This is a genomic window from Pseudomonas sp. NPDC090201 (assembly GCF_044746825.1).
Classification (GTDB): domain Bacteria; phylum Pseudomonadota; class Gammaproteobacteria; order Pseudomonadales; family Pseudomonadaceae; genus Aquipseudomonas; species Aquipseudomonas putida_AD.
In genome coordinates, this window is the sequence record NZ_JBIVCX010000001.1 from 1,265,948 (window position 1) to 1,290,013 (window position 24,066).

Here is a 24,066-nt window from a genome sequence, read left to right on the forward strand (position 1 = left end):
GCAAGCGCGCTCCTACAGGTTTTGTGCGGTGTTCAAGGTGGCGTGGCTGACGGCAATCAATTCGCCTGCGTAAACGCCAGCTTGATCCCCAGCGCCACTAGCACGCCGCCCATGGCGCGGTCGAACCAGTGGCCCATGCGGGCGAAGCCTGCGCGTACGCGCGGCTGGCTGAACAGGCGCGCCACCAGGCAGAACCAGATGCCGGTCGCCAGGGCCAGGTAAACGCCATAACCGGCCTGCACCAGCAGCGGCGTGTGAGGGTTGATCACGACAGTGAACAGTGACAGGAAAAACAGCGTCGCCTTGGGGTTCAGGCCGTTGGTGACGAAGCCTGCGACATAGGCGCCCTTGGCTGTGCGCTCGCCCTTGGCGATGTCCACCGGAGCATCGGATGCGCCGGCAGGTTTGGCGCGCAGGGCCTTGAAGCCGATGTACAACAGGTAGGCCGCCGCCGCCCATTTCAAGGCGTTGAACAGCACGATCGACTGCGAAACGATCAGCCCGATGCCCAGCAGCGAATAGCCGACGTGCAGAAAAATCGCGGTGCCCACGCCCATGGCGGTGTAGGTGCCGGCCTTGCGGCCATGGGTCACGCTTTCACGCACCACCACCGCGAAGTCCGGACCCGGGCTTGCGACGGCGAGCAGGTGAATCAGCGCAACGGTGAGGAATTCCGTCCAGTACATCGGGTGCTCCAGATATGTTGGCGAACGACAGGCTCTGATATGTTCGTTACCTTACGCCTCCCATCCTTCGAGCAAAAGGTACAGCTGATGTCGAGTCAAAGCAGAGCAGTTTTCCTGGATCACACCTCTCTGGACCTCGGCGATCTGGACCTCGCCCCCTGGCGTGAAACCTTCAGCGAACTGGTTCTGCACAGCAGCACGACACAGGATCAGGTGATCGAGCGCCTGCAAGGCGCGCAAGTGGCCATTTCCAACAAGATCCTGATCGATGCCGCCGCGTTCGCCGCCTGTCCGGACTTGAAGCTGGTACTGGTCACCGCCACCGGAGTCAACAACGTTGACCTCGATGCTGCGCGCAAACATGGCGTGGTGGTGAGCAATTGCCAGGGCTACGGCACACCGTCCGTGGCCCAACACACGCTGATGTTGCTGCTGGCGATGGCGACCCGGCTGCCGGACTATCAACAAGCCATTCACCAGGGCCAATGGCAGAAATCGAAACAGTTCTGCCTGCTGGATTTCCCCATCGTCGAACTGGAAGGCAAGACCCTTGGCTTGCTGGGTCATGGCGAGCTGGGCGGCGCGGTGGCGAAACTGGCCGAAGCCTTTGGCATGCGCGTGTTGCTGGGCCAGATTCCAGGCCGCCCTGCCCGCCCGGATCGCGTGCCGCTGCATGAATTGCTGCCGCAGGTCGATGCCTTGACCCTGCACTGCCCGCTCAACGAACACACCCGCGACATGATCGGCGCCCATGAATTGAGCCTGTTCAAGCCCAAGGCATTCATCGTCAACACCGCTCGCGGCGGACTGATCAACGAGCAGGCGCTGGCCGATGCGCTGCGTAATGGTCACCTGGGCGGCGCTGCGACGGACGTGCTGACCGTCGAGCCACCGGTCAACGGCAACCCGCTGCTGTCAGGGGACATCCCGCGCCTGATCATCACCCCGCACAGCGCCTGGGGCAGCCAGGAAGCCCGGCAGCGCATCGTCGGCCAGGTGAACGAGAACGCCCAGGCGTTTTACGCAGGCCAGCCCATCCGCGTAGTCAGCTAACAACTGTAGGAGCGCGCTTGCCCGCGATGGCGTGTCGTCTGACACACCGCCGTCGTCCGAATGCGGCCCAGACCAAGCGCGCTCCTACAGGCGTTAGGCATTCAACGTTTTTCGTGTCACGCGCAGGCCCCGTTGCACCTGTTAAACTCCGCGTTTTTTTGCAGGAGCCGAAGATGGACCCGCGCAGTGAAGTATTACTCCGTCAGGCCGAACTGTTTCAGGGCTCTTTGCTGCTGACCGGCTTGCCTGCCGACGATCTGCTCGGCACCTTGCCCAATGCCCGGGGCTGGAGCTGGCACGCCGGCGATTTCGCCGCGCTGGACGCGCGCTTCGGCGCGCGCACCCACTTTGGCACCGAACCGCCTGCTGAAGCATTCGATGCCGCCGTGCTGTTCCTGCCCAAGGCGCGGGACCTCAGCGACTACCTGATCAACGCCCTCGCCTCCCGCCTGGCCGGTAAGGAACTGTTCCTGGTGGGCGAGAAACGCGGCGGAATCGAAGCCGCTGCCCGCCAACTGAGCCCCCTGGGCCGCGCCCGCAAACTCGACAGCGCCCGCCACTGCCAGCTCTGGCAAGTCACCGTGGAAAACCCTCCACAGGCAGTCGAACTGGACAGCCTGGCCAAACACTTTGAAATCGATGTGAACGGCGAGCCACTGAAAATCGTCAGCCTGCCCGGCGTGTTCAGCCACGGCCGCCTTGATCGCGGCTCGGCGCTGTTGCTTGAGAACATCGCCAACCTGCCCACCGGGCACCTGCTGGACTTCGGTTGTGGCGCTGGTGTGCTCGGCGCTGCGGTCAAACGCCGCAATCCAGGCATGCAAGTGACCCTGCTCGACGTGGATGCCTTCGCCACCGCCAGCAGCCGCCTCACCCTGGCCGCCAATGGCCTGGAAGGCGAGGTCATTACCGGTGACGGAATCGACGCAGCGCCGAAACACCTGGATTCGATTCTGACCAATCCGCCCTTCCATACCGGCGTTCACACCGACTACGCCGCAACAGAAACCCTGCTGCGAAAAGCCCGCGATCATCTGAAAAAAGGCGGCGAAATGCGGCTGGTCGCCAACAGTTTCCTGCGCTACCAGCCGATCATCGAGCAACATCTTGGCGTATGTGCCGTCTTGGCAGAAGGACAGGGTTTCCGGATTTACCGTGCAAAACGTGGGTGAAAATTAGCGCTTGCCGAATGCAAAAGCTGTAGGCAGAATCCGCACCGTCCTAGGGGAGTAGTCTCCCGCGAGCCCCTTGCTCGTATGGCGCGCATCAACATACTTGGTCCTCAGACCATGGTGCGTGCGACCCCAGATCCGCATAGACGGATCGGCGGTTTGACAAGACCTATGACACGAACATCCTGACCCGGGGCGGGGAGGCTGTACGTGTCATAGCCGTGTCGACCCGCCCCTTAGGAAAATCCTGATGCTGGAATCCCTGTTGGTCCCCACCGCCGTCGTCGCACTGGCAGAAATCGGTGACAAGACCCAACTCCTCGCGCTTATCCTCGCAGCCCGCTTTCGCAAGCCCTGGCCGATTATCGCTGGTATTGTCGCGGCCACGCTGGCCAACCACGCCGCAGCCGGTGCCGTCGGTGCCTGGTTCGGCAGTTTCTTCTCCGACGCCATGCTGCACTGGATCCTGGCCGCAAGCTTCACCGCCACGGCGCTCTGGACGCTGGTGCCGGACAAGATGGACGACGATGAAGCCAACACCGGCCGCAAGTTCGGCCCGTTCCTGACCACGCTGATCGCGTTCTTCCTCGCCGAAATCGGTGACAAGACGCAGATCGCAACCGTGATGCTGGCGGCGCAGTATTCCTACCTGTGGCTGGTGATCCTGGGCACAACGCTGGGCATGTTGCTGGCCAACGTTCCGGTGGTGCTGGCGGGTAATTTCGCAGCGGAAAAACTGCCCCTGACGCTGATTCGCCGCCTGGCTGCGGGTGCGTTCTTCATCCTGGCGATCGTCGCGGTGTACAAGGCGATGCAGGTGAGTGGCTGGGTCTAAGCCAGCGACTCTCCCGTAGCAGTCCGGCTTGCCGGCGTCGCTGATCGTTCCCACGCTCTGCGTGGGAATGCTGCCTGTGACGCTCTGCGTCACCATCGACGCAGAGCGTCCGGGGAGGCGTTCCCACGCAGAGCGTGGGAACGATCATCACCCAACGAGTGTCATCAAGACTTCGGCGCCTGCTCGTAAAGCGGCATCACTTTCGGAATCGCTGCCTGCAGCGAAGCGATCCGGTTGGTCGAAGCCGGGTGAGTGCTCATGAACTCAGGCTGCGAAGCACCGGCCTGGGCCTGCATCTTCTGCCACAGGGTGATCGCGGCATTGGGGTTGTAGCCGGCACGCGCCGAAAGCTCCAGGCCGATCAGGTCGGCTTCGTTCTCATTGGCCCGGCTGTTGGGCAAGGTCAGGCTGTAGTTGACCACCGTGTCGGCCAGCGCCAGGCTGTCCTGGCCCAAGCCCAGCAATGCCCCGGCGCCCTGCTTGGCCATCTGCACACCGTATGCCTTGGACATCGCCTCGCGACCGTGCTCACGCAAGGCGTGGGCGATTTCATGCCCCATGACCGCGGCCAGTTCGTCATCGCTCAGCTTGAGCGTGTCGATCAGCCCGCTGTAAACGATGATCTTGCCGCCCGGGCCGCAGTTGGCGTTCAACTCGTCGCTCTTGATCAGGTTCACTTCCCATTGCCACTGGGCAGCATCAGGCCGCAGCTTCGGCGCCTGGGCGATCAGGCGCTTGGCAACGTTCTGCACGCGCTTGGCCTCGGCACTGCTGTTGTCGAGCACGCCTTTAGTGGTGGCTTCGCTGACCGTCTGTTGATAGGACTGGGCATACATCTGGTTGACCTGGTCGGTCGACAGCATGCTGAACATGTACTGCTTGCGCTCGACGCCCACCGAATCTCCGCTGGTGGTATTGACGGACTGGCAGCCTGCAACCAGCAGCGCGGCACTCAGCGCACATAGAGCAAAGGTCTGACGCATTTTGTATCTCCGTGGAAACATGGCGCCCATCCTAGGCGGTACGGCACTCATGTGCCAGATGGCAGCGGATTGCCATATAAACAGACATCAGAATCTGCCGTTAACGTAACAGGATTGAAACACTGACCGTCTCTCTTTCTGGACGGCCGAAGCCCAATGAATCCGGGCATTCGGGCCACATATCCAATAACGACCAATAGCGATCGAAAACGGCCATTTCGTCGGATTGCGGCTCATGGAAAACACCGCCGGGGCGATAGCCCATTCAGGCGTAATTCCACGTCCGGAGCCCCTATGAAGTTCAAGTCGATCCAGTTTTCGGTTGCCGCGCTGGCAGGTGCCATCGTCCTCAGCGTCGTTGCGGCCCTCGTGATTTATTCGTTGTTTTCCGGCGCCCGCACCCAGGAACTGGTGGAGCACCGCACCTCTGAGCAGTTCGAACAGGCCATTCAAGAACGCCTGACCGCCATCGCCCGCACCCAGGCCAGCGAGATCCAGCGTGAACTCGAAGCGCCGCTGCAGACGGCCGCCGGCCTTGCCACCACCAACGCCGTCATCGGGATGAAAGACGCCAAGGGCGAGCCGCTACTCAAAGTCACTCGCGAGCAACTGCTCAACGTGCTGCACGAAACCGTGGTGCGCAACCCGAAGATTCTGGGCTCCTACATTGGCTGGGAACCCAACGCACTGGATCACAATGACGCGGCCTACGCCGAAGCGCCGATTACCGGCGTCGACCCCAAGGACGGCCGCTTCATGGCCTGGTGGTATCGCAAACCGGATGGCACCTTCAACCTGGAAAAACTCGCAAGCCTTGAAGACCAGAAGGTCCTGTCCACCGGCATCCGCTCCAGCGAGTACTACCTGTGCTCTCGTGAAACCCGCAAGCCCTGCGTGATCGACCCGGCACCGTACAAAGTCGGTGACAAGATGGTCATGCTGTCTTCCTTCATCGAGCCGATCATGGTCGATGGCAAGTTCCAGGGCATCGTCGGCGCCGACCTGTCGGTGAACTTCATCCAGGACATGCTGGAGAACGCCGACAAGAAGCTCTACAACAGCGCAGGCGACCTGGCCCTGATCGCCACCAACGGCCGGCTGGTGGCCTACACCAAGGACACCAGCAAGCTGGGCGAGAAGGCCAGCGAGATTCTGGACGCCAACGAAGTCGCCAACCTCAATACCCTCACCAAAGGCGAAGTGCGTTACGACATCGACAAGGAGCACGGCCACATCGAGCTGTACCTGCCGTTCGGCATCGGCAACACCGACGCCCGCTGGACCCTGATGATCCGCATGCCGGTCGATGCGGTCATGGCTGACCTGCAGAAGCTGCAGAAAGACCTGGCGCACCAGCGCGACACCGACATCTTCGGCATGACCGTGGTAGGCCTGGTGATCGCGGCACTGGGCCTGCTGATCGTCTGGCTCGTGGGCCGTGGCATCGCCCGTCCGCTCAAGCAGATGGTTGCCATGCTCGACGATATCGCCAAGGGCGAAGGTGACCTGACCCGCCGCCTGACCAGCGACCGTGCAGACGAACTGGGGGCCATCGCCAGCGGCTTCAATACCTTCCTGGGCAAGCTGCAGGCGATGATTACCCAGGTGGTGACCTCGGTGCAGAAGGTCAGCGATTCCTCGGAGCACACCGCCGACATCGCCATCCGCACCAACAAGGGCGTGCACAAACAGATGGCCGAGATCGATCTGGTGGCCACCGCCGTTCACGAAATGACCGCCACCGCACAGGACGTGGCGCGCAACGCTACCCAGGCCGCGCAAGCCGCCAACCATGCCGACGACGCGGCCAACCAGGGCATGCGCATCGTGCACAACACCTCGAACTCCATCAGCGAACTGGCGGTGGAAATCGGCCGTGCGGTGGGCGTGGTCCAGACCCTGGCCAAGGACAGCGAGAACATCAACGCGATCCTGACGGCCATCCGTGGCATCGCCGAGCAGACCAACCTGCTGGCCCTGAACGCAGCCATCGAGGCGGCCCGTGCGGGCGAACAGGGTCGCGGCTTTGCGGTGGTGGCGGACGAGGTTCGCAACCTGGCGCAGAAGACCCAGCAGGCGACCGAAGAAATCCAGAGCATGATCCAGCAACTGCAAACCGGCACGCGGCAGGTGGTCAAGGTCATGGAAGACAGCCAGACCAAGACCGACGAAAGCGTGGGCCACGCTGCCGAGGCCGCCCAGGCGCTGGAAAGCATTACCAGGGCGGTGTCGGTCATCAACGACATGAACACCCAGATTGCCAGCGCTGCCGAGGAACAGAGTGCAGTGGCCGACGACATCAACCGCAACGTGATCAATATCGGCCAGGTCGCCAACGAAGTGGCCGGCGGCGCGGATGAATCAAGCCAGGCCAGCGCGGAACTGACCAAGCTGGCGGAGCAGCAGCGGCGGTTGATCAATCAGTTCAGGGTTTGATGGGACAGGCTTGCCAAAAACTGTAGGAGCGCGCTTGCCCGCGACGGCGCTGTGTCAGACGACATATTTGTCACCGGCACACCGCGGTCGCGGGCAAGCGCGCTCCTACAATCGCTCTCCGTGAGCCTTAAAGCGGCGTCAGGCACTCCGGCGCATTGAGCTTGGGATCGTTCACCAGATTGGCCAATGGCCGCTCGCGCAGCGGTGCCTGCGGGACGGCGAGCAGTGATTGCAGGGTGATCAGCGAGCTGTTCGGGTCCAGCCACTGGGCCTGGCCTTCCTCGTCGAGAATCAGCGGCCGGCGCTGGTTCATCGCAGGCTGGGTGACCACCGCCACACTCAGATAGGTGTGGCCCTCAACCGGATACGCCTCCCAGATCGCCGCGAAGTACAGCGACGAACCCTCCCCCGGCGTCAGCCAGAACGGACGCTTGCGCACCGTACCGCGCCATTCATAGAAGCCGTTTGCCGGCAGCAGGCAGCGGCGTTCGCGGAACGCCTGCCGAAACATCGGTTGCTCGGCCAGGGTTTCAGCCCGGGCATGGGCCGGGGTGCGGGACATGTCAGTGAGCCAGGGCGGCGTCAGCCCCCAGCGGGCCTGGGCCACTTCCCGACCTCCCTCCTCGCCTGCCCGAATCATCAGCACCGAATCGGCCGGAGAAATGTTCCATTGCGCCTGCTGGCCTGCGGGAAATCCGGGCAAGGCGGCAAAGGCTGGCGTCCAGCGAAACAGGGCATAACGTCCACACATGGGTTGGGGCCAACTCGTCTTGTAAGCGGATGAAGCGACGCCGTACCGGTTTCAGCACAACAACACATCGGGATAGCTGTCAGGTTCCTCACCGGGCAGCACGAAGGCGCCATTGTACTCAGTGATCAACTGCCGCGCCCGTTCGGCCTGCTCATCGTCCACCGCAAGACCCAGCAAACCGAACACCGGCAACTCGCCAACCCCGCCCAGCAGGTGGCGCCCGCTGATATGCGACTTGATGCCTTCGCTGGCCAGCATCGACTGCAGCAACTCGCCTTCCATCATGTTTTCCGGCTCATAGATCTTGCGCATCATTCATTCTCGCTACGCACGTCCAGCGTCCAGTCTTCCCCGTCCGTGTGCAGGCTGAAAATGATGGGCCGGCAACACACCGGACAATCTTCGATGTAGGTCTGGTCGCCGCCTGAAAGATCCAGCACTGCTTCGACCGGTTCGCCGCAATAAGGGCAGTCATAGTCCTGTATTTCCTGCATCACAGTCTCCGGGCGCAGTTTTGCGTATAATCGCCGACTTGTTTGCGGTCCGGCCACTATCTCAGCATCTGAGCCTGACCTACCTTTACCCTAGCCGTTTCCTGAAAGAGAGCATGATGGGCGAATTCGATGCCATCCGACCGTACGACGACACCGAAGTAAAAGCCGTTCTCGACCGGCTGCTGGGTGACAAGGCGTTCCTGTCGATCCTCACGCATTTCCGCTTTCCGCGCCTGGCCAATTCCCTGGGCTGGGTGCTGCAGCCGGCCATCGCGCGCAAGCTGCGCCGTCAGTTTGCCGGTATCGAGTCGGTCGCGGCCTTGCAGGACAAGGTCGAGCATTACGTCGACCACACAATCGAACGTGCCACCGATGGTGTGACCTACACCGGCGTCGAGCAGTTCAAGTCGGGCGTGGCCTATCTGTTTCTGGCCAACCACCGCGACATCGTGATGGACCCGGCGTTCGTCAACTACGCGGTGTACCACGCGGGCCTGCCCACGCCACGCATCGCCATTGGCGACAACCTGCTGCAAAAACCCTTCGTCAGCGACCTGATGCGCCTGAACAAGAGCTTCATCGTGCATCGCTCCATCGCCGGACGCCGGGAAAAGATGGCGGCTTATCAGTTGCTGTCGGCCTACATCAACCACTCCATCCGCAATGACTGCGCCTCGATCTGGATCGCCCAGGCCGAAGGACGCGCCAAAGATGGCGACGATCGCACCGAATCGGCGATCCTCAAGATGTTCCACATGAGCCGCAAGGACGAGCCGTTCGGCGAAGTCATCCAGTCGCTGAACCTGACGCCGGTGTCGATCAGCTACGAATATGACCCATGCGACCACGCCAAGGCCCGCGAGCTGTATATCCGTGCCACGACCGGCAGCTACACCAAGGCGCCGGGGGAGGATGACGTCAGCATCGCACTGGGCATCACCGGCTACAAAGGCCGGGTGCACGTCAACTTTGCCCCGCCGGTCACCGGGCTGTTCGAAGACACCAAGCAACTGGCGGTGGAAATGGACAAGCAGATCCTGGGCGGCTATCGCCTGTTCCCGGTACATTACCTGGCCTACGCACAATGGGTCGACGCCGACCCTGAACTGAACGTGCCAAGTGCTGCCCAGGTGTTCCCGGCAGAAGAACTGGAGCGCGCCAGGGAAGAATGGCAGCGCCGCCTGGAAGGTTGCCCGGCCGAACACCGGCCTTACCTGGTGCTGCAATATGCGACACCAGTGCGCAATCAGTATCGGGTCAAGGCCGGCTTGCCTCTCTGACTCATTACCTCCTGTGGGAGCTGGCTTGCCAGCGAATCGGTGTGTCATTCAATGCTGCGTCGTCTGACACTCTGCATTCGCTGGCAAGCCAGCTCCCACAGGTTATGAGTTGTCGGCAATGCCGGGGCGAGCATCCCCGATCTTCAGAGCTTGGTACTCACCCACGACAACGCCAGCGCAAACGCCAGGCACGCCGCCCCGATGCGGTAGCTCTGGCGGATCATGCGCAGCGTTGCCACGTCCATCAGGTGCATCGGCTCGTCGATAGGTGCCTGCTCGGTGAGGCTGTTCAGGTGCGAGGTCTCGCGTTGCTCCCGGCTGCGGGTGGTGTGCAGCAGCCAGATGCCGGGGCCGGCAGCCAGCAATGCGAACAGGTTGAGGATGATCCCGGGAGATTGCGAGAGGACAGACATGGGGGCCTCGAGGGCGCCTGGCGAAGAGGCGCGGCAGATTCGGTTGCAACTGACGATAACGGTACTGCGTGTCACCTTAACGTCACCTGAACCGGTCACTGTGTAGCCCCACCCCACCCGACACGGAGCCCGTCATGCTGCACGCCCGCAACCAGGATCGCCTCTACCTCATCGCCGAAAGCGACGAACAACAAGCCTTGATCGATGGCCTGGCTTTCAACGTCCAGGACCGCCACTGGCTGGTCTATTGCGCGCTGGGCGGGCACCAGCATCACGACCTGCCCGAGGTTGACCTGCAGACGGGGTTCAGCTTTCTGGATTTCTACCAGGCCGCCTGACACCCACGAACTCCGTAGCAGCACGGCTTGCCGGCGGGGCGGTGGGTCAGCGATAGACGCATCGACTGACACGACGCCCCCGCCGGCAAGCCGTGCTGCTACGGGAGCCGCGTCAGAACGCAAAAAGCCCCGGCATCTCGCGATACCGGGGCTTTTTCGTAGCGATCCTGAGGCTTACTGGCCCAGCATCTGACCGATGGTCTGGTCCTGGAACAGACGGGTCAGCGCATCGCTGAGCACATCGCCGATCAGCTTGGTGTTGGTCTCTTCGTTGGGCGCCATGCCGAAGCGCTGGTCCAGCGAGGCGGCATAGCGACCGCTGTAGCTGCGACCATTGTTCTGCACGTCAGCGCGGAAGGTCGAGCTGATGTTGGCTTCCGTCACGTACAGGCCTTCTTTCGGCGACTGGTACTTCAGGTCAGCCAGGGTGATGGTCAACTGCGGGCCGTTGCCGCCCTGAACCGGGGTGAAGCCCAGCAGGCGCACGGCCGCTTCGGCCTGAGCCTGCAACTGCGGCACCAGTTGCTGGCCATTGACGGTGATAGAGCTGGTTTCAGGGTACAGGCCGCCACGGGTGCCCAAGGTCTGCGACTGGCGACCGTCCACCACGCGCACCACCACTTGCTGACCATGGCCGACCGGCGCCAGCTGGCTGTTCAGCTTGGGTTGCGGGTTGAGTGACTGCGGGCTGTGGGCACAACCCACCAGCGTCAGACTGCCTACAGCAAGCAAACCGAACAAAACACGACGCAACATGCTCATTTCTCCATGGGCCAAGGCACTAAATGTGCCGCAGTATAACGACCTCCTGTGGCCGCTCACTAGCGTAAAGATAAGACAAAATGCCATCGCACCGGTTCCGCATCATGACGGCGCCGTGTCGCTGTAAAACTTCAATGTGCAATCACCTCGTCACAGGGATGTCATCGCCGCACGACATAATTTTCACAGCCCCCAACAAGGAGTCCGACCATGGACTTTCTCTGGTCTCTGTTCTCGCCACGTCGCCGGTATCGCCACTTCGCCCGCCTGGATCAGCACGGCGTCTGCATGGCGTTCAAGCACTGCGCAGCGCAGCCACAAGGCAGCGGCTGGGTGGAAATCAGCGAGGCCCGCTTGAGCTGGCTGCACCAGCCCCTGCCGTCCAACGTACGGGTCAGTCCACGCCCGCGTGCGATTACCGCCCGCCAATTGCTCAGCATCTGACCGAACGGCGAATAAAAGTCATTTTTACTGGATCAATTCTGCGCGTTTCATCGCTATAATCTCCCCCCGATTATAAGGACGTCTCCTGATCGGGCCTCGCAGCACCGTTGATGCCGTTATCAACACCTCCGTATCGCCCACAGAGAGCCTTCCACACAGACACGTGCAGCGTCGTGTGTCCGCCTTGCTGGTGCGAAAAAACTCGATTCGCTCGAACCATTCGCCCACGCCAATGCCCACACTGTGCTGGAACATGATCTGCCAGTGCTGCCATCGCGCAGCCTTTTTTGAGGTTCGCGTCTCCAAAAGAGCGTGAAAAAAACGGGTTTTCACAACTTCACAAGAGTGTGGCGAGCAAATGAATAGTTACGCGTTTGTAAATGCACCATTAGCGTCTGACCCAGCCCCCTTGCACAGGACCGCGCGCAACGCAGCCTCCTCAACCGGAGCCTGAGCCCTTTCCGTTACGGATCGGGCTGCATGACCGGACGTCTTGACGATGGTCGAATGGCTGTCGGGGCCAAAAAATGAGTTCATGCTCTCTATAAGAGCATCGACCCAGGCCCGATGAAGGCGTGCGAGCAAGTGCAAAGAATTGCGAAGAATCGGACATGACGACCCGGCCAGGTCGTGAAAGGCACCCCGCGAAGACCGCGACGCCCACACCTGGCAACTGACCTCGGGATCCCATGTCGTCAATTTGGTGCTGCAGATTTTGGAGACGCGTTAATGGCGCATAACGAAGCAGTGGATGTAGTACTTGTCGGGGCCGGCATCATGAGTGCCACCCTCGCAGTGCTGCTGAAGGAGCTTGATCCGAGCCTCAAACTCGAAGTCGTCGAGCTGATGGATTCCGGTGCCGCAGAGAGTTCCAATCCATGGAACAACGCCGGTACCGGCCACGCAGGCCTGTGCGAGCTGAACTACACGCCGCAGGCGGCCGACGGCTCGATCGACATCAAGAAAGCGATCCACATCAACACCCAGTTCGAAGTCTCGAAGCAGTTCTGGGCGTATCTGGCGCGCAAAGGCAGCTTTGGCTCTGCCCGTTCCTTCATTACGCCGGTGCCGCACCTGAGCTTCGTTCAGGGCGAAAAAGGCATGTCGTTCCTGAAGAAACGCTACGAGGCGCTGCACAAGCACCACGCCTTCGCGTCCATGGAATACACCGAAGACAAGGCCAAGCTGGCCGAGTGGATGCCGCTGATGATGCCGGGCCGCCCGGCCGACGAGCCGATTGCCGCCACCCGCGTCATGCATGGCACTGACGTGAACTTCGGCAACCTGACCAACCAGTTGCTCAAGCACCTGTCCAGCGCACCCGATGCGCAGGTCAAGTACTGCAAGCGCGTCACCGGCCTTGCCCGCAAAGGCGACGGCTGGAGCGTGACGATCAAGGACGTCAACAGCGGCGGCACCCGCGAAATCGACGCCAAGTTCGTGTTCCTCGGCGCCGGCGGCGCGGCCCTGCCGCTGCTGCAGATGTCGGGCATCGAAGAAGGCAAGGGTTTCGGCGGCTTCCCGGTCAGCGGCCAGTGGCTGCGTTGCGACAACCCTGAAGTGGTCAAGCGCCACCAGGCCAAGGTCTACAGCCAGGCCGCCGTGGGTTCGCCACCGATGTCGGTTCCGCACCTGGACACCCGCGTCGTCGACGGCAAGACCTCCCTGCTGTTCGGCCCGTACGCCGGCTTCACCACCAAGTTCCTCAAGCACGGCTCGCTGATGGACCTGCCGCTGTCGATCCGCGCCGCCAACATTGCGCCGATGCTGGCCGTCGCCCGCGACAACATGGACCTGACCAAGTACCTGATCAGCGAAGTGCGGCAGTCGATGGAACAGCGTCTGGATGCCCTGCGTCGCTTCTATCCGGAAGCCAAAGCCGAAGACTGGCGCCTGGAGGTGGCTGGTCAGCGCGTGCAGATCATCAAGAAAGATCCGAAGAAAGGCGGTGTCCTGCAATTCGGTACCGAACTGGTTTCGGCCAAGGACGGTTCCCTTGCAGCGCTTTTGGGCGCCTCCCCGGGCGCCTCGGTGACCGTTTCGATCATGCTCGACCTGATCGAACGCTGCTTCCCAGAGAAAGCCCGCACCGAATGGGCCGCCAAACTGAACGAAATCTTCCCGGCTCGGGAAAAAGCCCTGGAAACCGACGCGCAGCTGTACCAGCGTGTCAGCGCCCAGAGCGACGAGAGCCTGGACCTGGTTTCGAGCAGCCAGGCGGCAAGCTTCGCTTGATTCAGGGCTTGTCCTGAATCAGTGAGATCACTGAAAGCCACGCCCACGCAGCGCGGCTTTCAGTTTTGCATCGACATCCGCATCACTCGCCCACTGCGCAACTTGCGTTGCGATCAGTCTCGGGCCTTCTCGATCAGCTCGATATAGTCTTCGGCGTTACGCTGATCCTTGATGATCGCGACGAAATCATTGCCCTGTTCGTCCTTGCCATCGAGGTCGTAGCCGGCTTCCTTGAAGAACGCCAGAAAACGCTCGAAGTCATCGATACGCAGGCCACGGTAGGCCTTGATCAGTTTGTGCAGCGACGGCGAAGTGGCATCGGCCGGTTCGAAATCCAGGAACAGCTTGATCTGGGCGTCGCCGATTTCATCGCCAATCACCTGCTTCTTATCTTTACGCATTGCTGACTCCAACTGACTTGCAAGACATTCACGGGGCGGGCAGTTTACCCCTCGCCCGGTCCCGGGCTCAACGCGCTCGTACGCTGCCGGTGTGCAGATCGGCCCAGACATGCCCGTTGGCGTAGCTGAGGAACTGGACGTAGACCTTTTCATTGCGCAGCAGATCGACCAGCACGCGGTATTGGCTCGGTGGGTAGTACAGGGTCAGGGTCCGGCTCGGCTCATCGTAGGCCGGTTTTTTCAGGCTTTTGCTTTCACCGTCGAAGTGAATCAAGACCTGCGCGATGGTCGCACCCTTGTTCATCGGCTTGCCTTTGAGGCTCAGGCTCAAGGGAGACGTCACCGGAATCGGCTGCTGGTTGGACTGACGCTGGCTGCCGACCACCACCGTATAGTCGGTGATCTGCAGCAATTGCTGTTGCTCGGGTTCGCCCTCGCGCACCGACAACTCGTCGGGCGGCAGGTACTGGGCGTGCATGGGTTCGGCAAAAACAGGAGCGCTGAGTGGCAGGCACAACAGGGCCAGCAACGCAGCTCGACGGCGCAATGACAAAGACATGGTGGCTCCCCAGGAAAACAGGGGAGCACTCTAGCATGGGGCACAACGGGTTTCGCTGCCGGCTGCAGCGCGACGGGGGTCAGGGGCGTCGATCAGGCTTCGGCGAACTGTGCCAGCATCCAGGCGTGATAGGCGGCCACTCCGGCGTCGCCTTCGCGAGGCGCCCAGTGGGCCATCTCCGCTTCACTGACCGGGCGGTAAGGACCGGCCTTGCACTCGAACATCAGTGTGTCGGGGGCCAGCACCACCAGGGCATGGAAGACACCGGGCGACAGATCGACGCCCACGCATTCGCCACCGGCCTCGAGCACGCGCTTGTCCAGCAGCTCGCCCTGCTCACTGAAAACCAGCAGGCCCAGCTTGCCCTTGAGCACCAGCAAGGCTTCAGCCTTGTCCGGGCTCAGATGACGGTGCGGCGGGATGTAGGTTTCGGGCTGCATCCCGACCATCATCCGATGGCACGGCTCTTCCATCTCGTGGAAGTTGTGATGAGCGCGCCCACGGGGGCTGTCCTTTGCCTTGCCAGCAAGCCCCTGGAACAGCGATGCATCCATGTAACGTGGCGCGCTCATGGCTTACATCCCCTTGACGGCGAAGATACCGGCCGCATTGCGCCAGTAGCCTTTGTAGTCCATGCCGTAACCGAAGATGTAACGGTCGATGCATGGCAAGCCGACGAAATCGGCCTTCAGGTCAGGACGCGCCTTGCGATCGTGATCCTTGTTGATCAGCACTGCGGTGTGCACGGCGCGGGCGCCGGCGTGTTTGCAGAAGTCGATGATCGCGCCCAGGGTGTGACCCTCGTCGAGGATGTCGTCGATGATGAGCACGTCGCGGTCGATGAACGACACTTCCGGCTTGGCTTTCCAGAACAGCTCGCCGCCGCTGGTTTCGTTGCGGTAGCGGGTGGCGTGCAGGTAGGACGCTTCCAGAGGGAAGTTCAGATGCGTCAGCAGCTTGCCGGCGAAAATCAGACCGCCGTTCATCACGCAGAACACGACCGGGTTGCGGTCGGCCAGCACGCTGTTGATTTGCTCGCCAACGCGGGCGATGGACGCCTCGACTTCGTCGTTCGTGTACAGGCAGTCAGCCTCGCGCATGATTTGACGGATATGCTCGAGATCAGCGGACATGACGCTCTCCAAGGGGGGCTGGGTAAGGAAAAGCGGGCAAAGGTACGCATCCGGCTTCGTCAGAGCAAGCGTTTCTGGACTAACGTAGAACTGACGTCCCATTAATGTAAGAAAGCTGAACCTAACCGGTAAGACAAGTTACAGCTGAATAGATTAATCTAAGCCGTTTTTTTTGCCCGCCCGCTGGAGCCTTCCCCCTATGCCCATTCGTGAGATCCGCCATCCGCTGATCCGTCACAAGCTCGGCCTTATGCGCCGTGCTGATATCAGCACCAAGAATTTCCGTGAACTGGCTCAGGAAGTCGGCGCACTGCTGACCTACGAAGCGACCAAGGACCTGCCGCTGGAAACCTACGACATTCAGGGCTGGGCCGGTACCGTTCAGGTCGAGAAGATCGCTGGCAAGAAGATCACCGTGGTGCCGATCCTGCGCGCCGGCATCGGCATGCTCGAGGGCGTGCTCAGCCTGATCCCGGGCGCCAAGGTCAGCGCCGTGGGCGTGGCGCGCAACGAGGAAACCCTCGAAGCGCACACCTACCTTGAAAAGCTCGCGCCGGAAATCGACCAGCGCCTGGCGTTGATCATCGACCCGATGCTCGCCACCGGCGGCTCGATGGTCGCCACCATCGACCTGCTGAAGAAAGCCGGCTGCAAGGACATCCGCGCCATGGTGCTGGTGGCGGCGCCCGAAGGCATCGAGGTGGTCGAGAAGGCTCACCCGGACGTGCAGATGTATACCGCATCCGTCGATCAGCGCCTGAACGAGCACGGCTACATCATTCCGGGCCTGGGCGATGCCGGTGACAAGATCTTCGGCACCAAGCAGAAGGACGCCTGATGAAGCAGGATGAGTTCAACGACCCGTTGTGGCGCACCGTGCTGTCGGGTGCGCAGATGCTGTTCGTGGCCTTCGGCGCGCTGGTGCTGATGCCATTGATTACAGGGCTTGATCCCAACGTTGCGCTGTTCACCGCAGGTCTGGGCACGCTGTGCTTCCAGGTGGTGACAGGCCGTCAGGTGCCGGTTTTCCTGGCTTCCAGCTTCGCATTCATCACCCCGATCATTCTTGCCAAGGGCCAGTTCGGCCTGGCGGCGACCATGGGCGGCGTGATGGCGGCAGGCTTCGTCTACACCTTCCTGGGCCTGGCGGTGAAGATCAAGGGCACCGGATTCATCGACCGCTTGCTGCCGCCGGTGGTGATTGGTCCCGTGGTGATATCCATTGGCCTGGCGATGGCACCCATTGCCGCGAACATGGCCATGGGCAGGACCGGTGACGGCGCAGCCGAACTGATTCCGTACCACGTCGCGATCTCGATCTCCATGGCAGCTCTGCTGACCACGCTGATCGTCGCGGTGTTCGGCAAGGGCATCTTCCGCCTGGTGCCGATCATCTCCGGCGTGCTGGTGGGTTTCGCGCTGTCGTTCTGGTTCGGCGTGGTGGACGTGGCGAAGATCGCCGCAGCGCCATGGCTGGAACTGCCGAAATTCACTGCGCCTGAGTTCAACTGGCAGGCCATTCTGTTCATCGTGCCGGTCGCCTTGGCGCCAGCCATCGAACACATCGGCGGCGTGATTGCAGTGGGCAGCGTGACCGGTCGCGACTACCTGAAAAAGCCTGGCCTGCATCGCACCCTGCTCGGTGACGGCATCGCCACCACGGTGGCCGGCGCGTTCGGCGGCCCGCCCAACACCACCTACGCCGAAGTGACCGGCGCGGTGATGCTGACCAAGAACTACAACCCGAAGATCATGACCTGGGCGGCGGTATTCGCCATCACCCTGGCGTTTGTCGGCAAGTTCGGCGCGCTGCTGCAGAGCATTCCGGTACCCGTGATGGGCGGCATCCTGTGCCTGTTGTTCGGCTCCATCGCCGCTGTGGGCCTGAACACCATGATTCGCCACAAGGTCGATCTCGCCGAGGCACGCAATCTGGTGATCGTGTCAGTGACGCTGGTGTTCGGCATTGGCGGCGTACTGATCGGCACCGGCAACGGCCCGGATGACTTCGGCATGAAAGGCATTGCGCTGTGTGCGGTGACCGCGATTCTGTTGAACCTGATCCTGCCGGGCAACGATGGCTGGAAGAACAAGCGTCTGGATGATCAGATGCCGTAAGGTTCTGCAGCGTCTGTCATGACGCCATCGCGGGCAAGCGCGCTCCTACAAAAGCAAACCTGTAGGAGCGCGCTTGCCCGCGACATCGGTGGACCGAACACCATCAATCCCAAGTGTACAGACGCAATCGCGCTTATACCCTCATGGCTGGCGCACGCTCACACAGCGTATTCAAAGCCTTCGCCCAGTTCGGGTCGTCATTGAGGCACGGTATCAACACCAACTCCTCGCCCCCCGCTTCCTTGAACTGCTCGGCCCCGCGATCACCAATTTCCTCCAGTGTCTCGATGCAATCGGCAACGAACGCCGGGCACATCACCAGCAGCTTCTTCACCCCCTGCCCCGCCAGTTCGGCCAGATGCGCCTCGGTGTAGGGTTCGATCCATTTGGCGCGGCCCAGTCGCGACTGGAACGACACCGACCATTTGCCATCGGGCAGTCCCATCCGCTTGGCGAACTCAGCCGATGAGCGCATGCATTGCGCGCGGTAACACACGGCAAGGACTTCAGGCGTCGCGTTCTCACAGCAATTGCCGTTCTTGAAGCAATGACTGCCGGTAGGGTCCAGCTTGGTGATATGTCGTTCGGGCAAGCCGTGGAAGCTCAGCAACAGGTGATCGAAATCCTGTGTCAGATGCGGACGCACGCTCTCCACCAATGCATCAAGGTATTCAGGCTGATTGAAGAACGGCGGCAGCAGCGCCAGATCGAAACTCAGCTTTTTATCGCGAATCACCCGCCGGGCCTCTTCGACCACCGTGGTCACCGTGCTGTCGGCGAACTGCGGATAAAGCGGCGCCAGCGTGACCTTCTTGATGCCCTGGCTCGCCAGCCGGGTCAGCACCGTTTCAATCGACGGCTCGCCGTAGCGCATCGCCAGCTCCACCGGGCCTTGGGTCCACTCTCGGGTCATGGCTTGTTGCAGACGCTTGCTGAGCACCACCAGTGGCGAGCCCTCGTCCCACCAGATCGAGGCGTAGGCGTGGGCCGACTGCTCCGGGCGCTTGATGAGGATCAGCGACACCAGCAGGCGCCGGACCGGCCACGGCAGATCGATGACATAGGGGTCCATCAGGAACTGGTTGAGGTAACGACGTACGTCCGCGACCTCGGTGGAGGCCGGCGAGCCCAGGTTAACCAGCAGTAGTGCGTGATCGGTCATGCAACACCTTATGTCAGTGGCGGCCCAAAAGGTTTTCCAGGGCCGCGTGCAGCTCGGTGAATCGGAAAGTGAACCCGGCAGCCTGCAACCGGGCCGGGCGTGCGCGCTGGCCGCCCAACAGCAGAATCGACAACTCGCCCATCAACGCCCGCAAGGCCAGAGCGGGCATGGGCATGAACGCCGGGCGGTGCAGGATCTCGGCCAGGGTTTTGGCGAAATCACGATTGCGAACCGGTGATGGCGCGCAGGCATTATAAGGACCTTCGGCGTCTTCACGGTTCAACAGAAAATCAATCGCAGCGATTTGGTCATCGATGTGAATCCACGGCATCCACTGGCGCCCGTTGCCAATCGGCCCGCCCAGACCCATTTTGAACGGTGGCAAAAGCCGCTGCATCATGCCGCCGTCAGGCGCCAGCACCAGCCCGGTTCGCAGCAACACCACGCGAATGCCCAGCGCCTGCGCCCGCTGCGCCGTTTCCTCCCAGGCGATGCAAAGCTGGCTGGCGAAATCTTCGCTGACGGGCCCGGCGTTTTCATCCAGCTCACGCTCGCCACCATCGCCATACCAGCCCACGGCCGAGCCGGAAATCAATACAGCGGGTTTCTGCTCTCGCCGCTCAAGCCAGCTCACCAGTTGCTCGGTGAGGGTGATGCGGCTGTCCCACAGCAGCAGCCGGCGCTTGCGGGTCCAGGGGCGATCGGCAATAGGCGCACCGGCCAGGTTGACGACGGCATCGACCGGCTGGCTGCCGTAATCGTCCGGATGGGCAATGCCGCGCACGCCAGCGCCACACAGCCGCGCGACCTGTTCGGGCCTGCGACTCCAGACCGTCAATTGATGGCCCTGATCGAGCCAGTGCCGACAAAGCCGACGACCTATCAGACCTGTACCGCCGGTCAGCAAGATGTGCATGACTGAGTTCCTCGCGTGGCGTTCGTCGCAAATCAGTAGTCTATTTCTTCACAAACAAAGTGCTTCTGAACGAAGCGCATTGTTGAACCATAGGCCACGCTATAGAGAACGACCTCATCCGCATCCGTTCGATTAATCCGTTCGTAGAGTTGAACGTTTTTCGTGAAGCGTCAGACTCAAGATTAATCGCCAGAGCGGTCTGCGTCCTGAACGTCGAAGGACGCCAAGTTATACCGAAAAACAGAATTGTACAGGTTTCAACGACGGCGTAGTCTGTGCAGACAAGGTAACGAGGCCCCCATGACTGTACCCATCGCAATCATCGGTACCGGCATCGCCGGACTCTCTGCCGCCCGGGCGCTGCAAGCCGCCGGGCATGGCATTCACCTGTTCGACAAGAGCCGCGGCCCGGGCGGCAGGATGTCCAGCAAGCGCAGCGATGCAGGCTCGCTCGACATGGGCGCGCAATACTTCACGGCCCGCGACCGCCGCTTTGCCGCTGCCGTTCAGCAGTGGCAGGCCGAAGGTCACGTCGCCGAATGGGCGCCGCTGCTGTACAACTTCCACGGCGGCCAGCTCAGCCTGTCCCCGGACGAACAGGTCCGCTGGGTAGGCACGCCGCGCATGAGCGCCATCACCCGCGCCATGCTTGGCGACATGCCGGTCACGTTTTCCTGCCGCATCGCCGAAGTTTTCCGGGGCGAAGAGCACTGGAACCTGATCGACACCGATGGCCGCACCCACGGCCCCTTCAGTCAGGTGGTCATCGCCATCCCCGCACCGCAGGCTTCGACCCTGCTGGCCTCGGTGCCCAAGCTCGCCAGTGTGGTGGCGGGCGTGAAGATGGAGCCGACCTGGGCGGTCGCGCTGGCGTTCGATACCCCACTCGATACACCGCTCGAAGGCTGCTTCGTTCAAGACAGCCCGCTGGACTGGCTGGCCCGCAACCGCAGCAAACCCGGCCGCGACGACCGCATGGACACCTGGGTGCTGCACGCGACCAGCGCCTGGAGCCGCCAGCACCTGGACATGCCCAAGGAACAGGTGATCGACCATCTGCACGGGGCCTTCGCCGAGTTGATGAACTGCGCAATGCCCGCCCCGGCCTTCACCCTCGCCCACCGCTGGCTGTACGCCCGCCCTGCCGGAGGACGCGAAGTCGGCGCCCTGTCCGATCCGGATCTGGGCCTTTACGTGTGCGGCGACTGGTGCCTGTCCGGGCGTGTCGAAGGCGCATGGCTCAGCGGCCAGGAGGCAGCACGTCGCTTGCTTGAACACCTGAAGTGAATCGTCTCAACCCGCGCAAATTGCTGCTGTCGAAATGGACAGCAGCCCATCCCCGAAACCGCGAGAAACACTTCCTGGTTACCGAGCTCTTCTGCGATGAAGAAGGCACCGTGCTGGAGGTCGAATTGCAGGCCGTGCTCACCAAACGCAGCGAGCGAATGGCCTGGCAGGTGCTGCAGGATGATCAGAGCTGGCTGATGGGCTGGAAGCTCTGAGCTGTTTGCCTTTCTTACGAAATGGCCCAACGCCGCCTCCACCCCTAGCAGCACGGCTTGCCGGCGGGAAGGATCTCAAGGTCGCCATCGCGGGCAAGCGCGCTCCTACAGATGCGAAAGATGCGAACACCGATCCGTAGCAGTCCGGCTTGCCGGCGTCGGCGATCTTGCGGACGCCATCGTCCGAATGCGGCCCAGACCGAGCTCACTCCTACAGGATTTGGATCAGTTCCATATTCTTGGCATAGCCAAAACCGTAGGAGCGCGCTTGCCCGCGAATGGGCGGTACATTCGATGGAGATGTGTCGGGTGCACAACCGCCGTCGCGGGCAAGCGCGCTCCTACACTGTCCAGGGCACCGCAAAAAACCTTGTACAAATAATTTGACTTGTACAAGTCTAAACCTATGATGAAGCTAAGTTGTACAACCATTACAAGTTGTACAAGTCGCTTATCGAGGTTTTGCCATGTCCACGCCTGCGGATCAATCGCCGCAACACACATCCAGACCCAAACTGGGCGTAAGCGCCTGCCTGATGGGAGTCGAGGTTCGCTACAACGGCGGGCACAAGGAATCCCATCTGCTCACCCGCGCCCTGAACGAATATTTCGATTTCGTCCCCGCCTGCCCTGAAGTCGCCATCGGCATGGGTATCCCTCGCGAAGCCATCCGCCTGGTGGGCGATCCCGCGCACCCGCAGGCGGTGGGCACTGTCCACGAGGACATGAACGTCACCCAACCGCTGGCCGACTACGGCACGCACATGGCCAAGGAAATGGACGACATCTGCGGCTACATCTTCATGCAGAAATCCCCGTCCTGCGGCCTGGAGCGGGTCAAGGTCTATCGCCCCAACGGCGCGCCGTTCGACGAAGGGGGCCGTGGCATCTACGCCCAGGCCTTCTGCGAGCAGCACCCCAACCTGCCGGTGGAAGAAGACGGGCGCCTGAATGATCCCGTGCTTCGGGAGAATTTCATTACCCGGGTATTCGCCTACGCCGCCTGGCAAGAGTTGCTCAAAGCCGGCATCACCCGCCGCGCGCTCACCGAGTTTCACTCGCGCTACAAGTACCAGCTGATGGCCAACGACCCCATGCAGTACAAGGCGCTGGGCAGCCTGCTGGGCAACATGGGGCGCAGCGACCCCGCCGAGATCGCCCCGCGATATTTCAGCGAGTTGATGACCGCCCTGAAAAAACCGGCCACCCGCCGCACCCACACCAATGTCCTGCAACACATCTGCGGCTACCTGCGCGAAACCATCAGCGCTTCCGACAAGCAGGAAATCCAGGGGCTCATCAACCAGTACCACCAAGGCATCGTGCCGCTGGTAGTGCCGCTGACGCTGCTCAAGCACCACTTTCGCCAACACCCGGACCCTTACATCGCGCTACAGGTTTACCTGCAACCGCATCCGGAAAACCTCAGCCTGCGCAATGCGATCTGACCCATGAACAATTCCAATCCAGAAGCCCTCGCCGACGATCCGCACGAATACGCCCAGGCCATCGAACACGGCTGGCTGCCGATCCGCGAGGTGGCGCGCCTGACCGGCGTCAACGCCGTGACCCTGCGTGCCTGGGAACGTCGCTACGGCCTGATCGTCCCCCATCGCACGCCCAAGGGGCACCGTCTGTACAGCACCGAACATGTCGAGCGGGTGCTGACCATCCTCACCTGGCTCAATCGCGGCGTGGCCGTCAGCCAGGTCAAGAACCTGATCGACAGCCAGCAGACGCCGCCTCCCGATGTCGAAAGCGACTGGGACCGGCTGCGCCAGACGCTCCTGCAAGCGATCAGCAACCTGGCCGAGCGCAAGCTGGACGAAACCGTCAACCAGGCCATGTCGCTCTACCCGCCGCGCACGCTGTGCGAGCAATTGTTGCTGCCGTTGCTGGCCGCCCTGGAGCAACGCTGGCAAGGTCAGTTCGGCGCGCAGATGGAGCGGGTGTTCTTCTACTCCTGGCTGCGCAGCAAGTTCGGCGCACGCCTGTACCACAACAACCGCCAGGTCAGTGGTGCGCCATTCCTGTTGATCAATCAGTCCGATGTCCCGCTGGAGCCGCATCTGTGGCTGACCGCCTGGCTGATCAGCAGCGCCGACTGCCCCGTGGAAGTCTTCGACTGGCCGGTGCCGCCGGGCGAGCTGGGCCTGGCCTGCGAACATCTCAAGCCTCGCGCGGTGCTCTTGTACTCCAGCAAGTCACTGAACCTGAGTCAGTTGCCGCGCCTGCTGAACAACATCGATTGCCCGAAACTGATTATCGGACCGACGGTGCGCATCCATTCGGCCGAGTTGACCGTATCTGTCAGTGAGGTCGCCGGACTCACCCTTGCCGAAGACCCGCTGACCACCCAGACCGCCTTGCAGCGGCTGGGGCTCATCTAAGGA

General features: G+C 61.8%; 27 protein-coding genes, 1 pseudogene and 1 riboswitch. Of the genes and pseudogenes, 15 read left to right on the forward strand and 13 right to left on the reverse strand.

Annotated features, from left to right (window positions below):
• Positions 1-56: 56 nt before the first annotated feature.
• Positions 57-686, reverse strand: coding sequence for a LysE family translocator (locus tag ACIPOO_RS05810; RefSeq protein WP_274132679.1), 630 nt, complete (start codon positions 684-686; stop codon positions 57-59).
• An 87-nt stretch (positions 687-773) separates the two neighbouring features.
• Between ACIPOO_RS05810 and ACIPOO_RS05815 the strand changes: the two genes are divergently transcribed.
• The 3 genes from ACIPOO_RS05815 (at position 774) to ACIPOO_RS05825 (ending at position 3,746) form a co-directional block, all read left to right on the forward strand.
• Positions 774-1,739, forward strand: coding sequence for a 2-hydroxyacid dehydrogenase (locus ACIPOO_RS05815; protein WP_400605019.1), 966 nt, complete (start codon positions 774-776; stop codon positions 1,737-1,739).
• A gap of 173 nt (positions 1,740-1,912) precedes the next feature.
• Positions 1,913-2,911 (forward strand): methyltransferase, encoded by a 999-nt coding sequence (locus tag ACIPOO_RS05820; protein WP_400605021.1) that lies wholly within the window; start codon positions 1,913-1,915, stop codon positions 2,909-2,911.
• Between the two features lie 40 nt (positions 2,912-2,951).
• A riboswitch (yybP-ykoY riboswitch) is annotated at positions 2,952-3,071 on the forward strand.
• A gap of 90 nt (positions 3,072-3,161) precedes the next feature.
• On the forward strand, positions 3,162-3,746 hold the full coding sequence (locus ACIPOO_RS05825) for a TMEM165/GDT1 family protein (RefSeq protein WP_274132682.1): 585 nt from the start codon (positions 3,162-3,164) through the stop codon (positions 3,744-3,746).
• 164 nt (positions 3,747-3,910) lie between these two features.
• Here the strand turns inward: ACIPOO_RS05825 and ACIPOO_RS05830 are convergent, their stop codons facing one another.
• Positions 3,911-4,729 (reverse strand): M48 family metallopeptidase, encoded by an 819-nt coding sequence (locus tag ACIPOO_RS05830; protein WP_274132683.1) that lies wholly within the window; start codon positions 4,727-4,729, stop codon positions 3,911-3,913.
• Between the two features lie 1,377 nt (positions 4,730-6,106).
• Between ACIPOO_RS05830 and ACIPOO_RS05835 the strand changes: the two are divergent.
• Positions 6,107-6,310 (forward strand): annotated as a pseudogene (locus tag ACIPOO_RS05835) (HAMP domain-containing protein); the annotation flags it as partial.
• Between the two features lie 111 nt (positions 6,311-6,421).
• Entirely contained in the window at positions 6,422-7,165 is a 744-nt protein-coding gene (locus tag ACIPOO_RS05840) for a methyl-accepting chemotaxis protein (RefSeq protein WP_400605213.1), read from the forward strand.
• 127 nt (positions 7,166-7,292) lie between these two features.
• Here ACIPOO_RS05840 and ACIPOO_RS05845 read toward each other — a convergent pair whose 3' ends face one another.
• Genes ACIPOO_RS05845 through ACIPOO_RS05855 form a run of 3 tightly spaced genes read right to left on the reverse strand, consistent with a single transcriptional unit; the run spans position 7,293 to position 8,410 of the window.
• Complete coding sequence (locus ACIPOO_RS05845; RefSeq protein ID WP_400605024.1) at positions 7,293-7,916, reverse strand: SOS response-associated peptidase; 624 nt, start codon at positions 7,914-7,916, stop codon at positions 7,293-7,295.
• Positions 7,917-7,967: 51 nt separating this feature from the next.
• Positions 7,968-8,228, reverse strand: coding sequence for a DUF2007 domain-containing protein (locus tag ACIPOO_RS05850; protein WP_400605215.1), 261 nt, complete (start codon positions 8,226-8,228; stop codon positions 7,968-7,970).
• The gene (locus ACIPOO_RS05855; protein ID WP_274132686.1) at positions 8,228-8,410 is read right to left on the reverse strand and encodes a CPXCG motif-containing cysteine-rich protein; all 183 of its coding nucleotides are present in this window, start codon (positions 8,408-8,410) and stop codon (positions 8,228-8,230) included. Before ACIPOO_RS05855 ends, ACIPOO_RS05850 begins: the two co-directional genes overlap by 1 nt.
• 116 nt (positions 8,411-8,526) lie before the next feature.
• Here ACIPOO_RS05855 and ACIPOO_RS05860 point away from each other — a divergent pair, with 116 nt between their 5' ends.
• Positions 8,527-9,690 (forward strand): 1-acyl-sn-glycerol-3-phosphate acyltransferase, encoded by a 1,164-nt coding sequence (locus tag ACIPOO_RS05860; protein WP_400605026.1) that lies wholly within the window; start codon positions 8,527-8,529, stop codon positions 9,688-9,690.
• A gap of 143 nt (positions 9,691-9,833) precedes the next feature.
• Here the strand turns inward: ACIPOO_RS05860 and ACIPOO_RS05865 are convergent, their stop codons facing one another.
• On the reverse strand, positions 9,834-10,103 hold the full coding sequence (locus tag ACIPOO_RS05865; RefSeq protein ID WP_274132688.1) for a hypothetical protein: 270 nt from the start codon (positions 10,101-10,103) through the stop codon (positions 9,834-9,836).
• Positions 10,104-10,237: 134 nt separating this feature from the next.
• On the opposite strand from ACIPOO_RS05865, the gene ACIPOO_RS05870 reads away from it, so the two are divergent.
• The gene (locus ACIPOO_RS05870; RefSeq protein ID WP_274132689.1) at positions 10,238-10,441 is read left to right on the forward strand and encodes a hypothetical protein; all 204 of its coding nucleotides are present in this window, start codon (positions 10,238-10,240) and stop codon (positions 10,439-10,441) included.
• A gap of 174 nt (positions 10,442-10,615) precedes the next feature.
• Here the strand turns inward: ACIPOO_RS05870 and ACIPOO_RS05875 are convergent, their stop codons facing one another.
• On the reverse strand, positions 10,616-11,197 hold the full coding sequence (locus ACIPOO_RS05875) for a YajG family lipoprotein (RefSeq protein ID WP_274132690.1): 582 nt from the start codon (positions 11,195-11,197) through the stop codon (positions 10,616-10,618).
• Between the two features lie 216 nt (positions 11,198-11,413).
• Here ACIPOO_RS05875 and ACIPOO_RS05880 point away from each other — a divergent pair, with 216 nt between their 5' ends.
• Positions 11,414-11,647 carry a hypothetical protein gene (locus ACIPOO_RS05880; RefSeq protein WP_274132692.1) on the forward strand — a complete coding sequence of 78 codons (234 nt, stop codon included), beginning with the start codon at positions 11,414-11,416 and terminating at the stop codon, positions 11,645-11,647.
• Between the two features lie 729 nt (positions 11,648-12,376).
• Complete coding sequence (gene mqo / locus ACIPOO_RS05885; RefSeq protein ID WP_400605030.1) at positions 12,377-13,882, forward strand: malate dehydrogenase (quinone); 1,506 nt, start codon at positions 12,377-12,379, stop codon at positions 13,880-13,882.
• A gap of 113 nt (positions 13,883-13,995) precedes the next feature.
• Here mqo and ACIPOO_RS05890 read toward each other — a convergent pair whose 3' ends face one another.
• The 4 genes from ACIPOO_RS05890 to ACIPOO_RS05905 all read right to left on the reverse strand — a co-directional run bounded on the left by ACIPOO_RS05890 (position 13,996) and on the right by ACIPOO_RS05905 (position 15,975).
• Entirely contained in the window at positions 13,996-14,283 is a 288-nt protein-coding gene (locus ACIPOO_RS05890) for a PA4642 family protein (RefSeq protein WP_400605032.1), read from the reverse strand.
• A 67-nt stretch (positions 14,284-14,350) separates the two neighbouring features.
• Positions 14,351-14,842, reverse strand: a complete 492-nt coding sequence (locus ACIPOO_RS05895; protein ID WP_400605034.1) for a hypothetical protein — start codon at positions 14,840-14,842, stop codon at positions 14,351-14,353.
• A gap of 92 nt (positions 14,843-14,934) precedes the next feature.
• Positions 14,935-15,414, reverse strand: coding sequence for a WbuC family cupin fold metalloprotein (locus tag ACIPOO_RS05900; protein ID WP_274132697.1), 480 nt, complete (start codon positions 15,412-15,414; stop codon positions 14,935-14,937).
• 3 nt (positions 15,415-15,417) lie between these two features.
• Complete coding sequence (locus ACIPOO_RS05905) at positions 15,418-15,975, reverse strand: hypoxanthine-guanine phosphoribosyltransferase (RefSeq protein ID WP_274132698.1); 558 nt, start codon at positions 15,973-15,975, stop codon at positions 15,418-15,420.
• A 199-nt stretch (positions 15,976-16,174) separates the two neighbouring features.
• Here ACIPOO_RS05905 and upp point away from each other — a divergent pair, with 199 nt between their 5' ends.
• Both upp and ACIPOO_RS05915 read left to right on the forward strand, forming a co-directional pair.
• Positions 16,175-16,813, forward strand: coding sequence for a uracil phosphoribosyltransferase (gene upp / locus ACIPOO_RS05910; RefSeq protein ID WP_274132699.1), 639 nt, complete (start codon positions 16,175-16,177; stop codon positions 16,811-16,813).
• A complete protein-coding gene (locus ACIPOO_RS05915) occupies positions 16,813-18,093 on the forward strand; it encodes a uracil-xanthine permease family protein (RefSeq protein ID WP_400605037.1) in 1,281 nt (426 codons plus the stop codon). Before upp ends, ACIPOO_RS05915 begins: the two co-directional genes overlap by 1 nt.
• 133 nt (positions 18,094-18,226) lie before the next feature.
• On the opposite strand, the gene hemH is transcribed toward ACIPOO_RS05915, so the two are convergent.
• Both hemH and ACIPOO_RS05925 read right to left on the reverse strand, forming a co-directional pair.
• Positions 18,227-19,255, reverse strand: a complete 1,029-nt coding sequence (hemH, locus tag ACIPOO_RS05920; protein WP_400605039.1) for a ferrochelatase — start codon at positions 19,253-19,255, stop codon at positions 18,227-18,229.
• 13 nt (positions 19,256-19,268) lie between these two features.
• The gene (locus ACIPOO_RS05925) at positions 19,269-20,171 is read right to left on the reverse strand and encodes a TIGR01777 family oxidoreductase (protein ID WP_400605041.1); all 903 of its coding nucleotides are present in this window, start codon (positions 20,169-20,171) and stop codon (positions 19,269-19,271) included.
• Between the two features lie 300 nt (positions 20,172-20,471).
• Here ACIPOO_RS05925 and ACIPOO_RS05930 point away from each other — a divergent pair, with 300 nt between their 5' ends.
• The 4 genes from ACIPOO_RS05930 to ACIPOO_RS05945 all read left to right on the forward strand — a co-directional run bounded on the left by ACIPOO_RS05930 (position 20,472) and on the right by ACIPOO_RS05945 (position 24,063).
• Positions 20,472-21,458: an NAD(P)/FAD-dependent oxidoreductase gene (locus ACIPOO_RS05930; protein WP_400605043.1), complete on the forward strand. Its 987-nt coding sequence runs from the start codon at positions 20,472-20,474 to the stop codon at positions 21,456-21,458.
• Positions 21,455-21,673 (forward strand): TIGR02450 family Trp-rich protein, encoded by a 219-nt coding sequence (locus tag ACIPOO_RS05935; protein WP_400605045.1) that lies wholly within the window; start codon positions 21,455-21,457, stop codon positions 21,671-21,673. The genes ACIPOO_RS05930 and ACIPOO_RS05935 overlap by 4 nt, the downstream gene beginning before the upstream one ends.
• A gap of 467 nt (positions 21,674-22,140) precedes the next feature.
• Positions 22,141-23,121: a YbgA family protein gene (locus ACIPOO_RS05940; protein ID WP_400605047.1), complete on the forward strand. Its 981-nt coding sequence runs from the start codon at positions 22,141-22,143 to the stop codon at positions 23,119-23,121.
• Between the two features lie 3 nt (positions 23,122-23,124).
• A complete protein-coding gene (locus ACIPOO_RS05945) occupies positions 23,125-24,063 on the forward strand; it encodes a MerR family transcriptional regulator (protein ID WP_274132706.1) in 939 nt (312 codons plus the stop codon).
• The last annotated feature ends 3 nt before the right edge of the window (positions 24,064-24,066 follow it).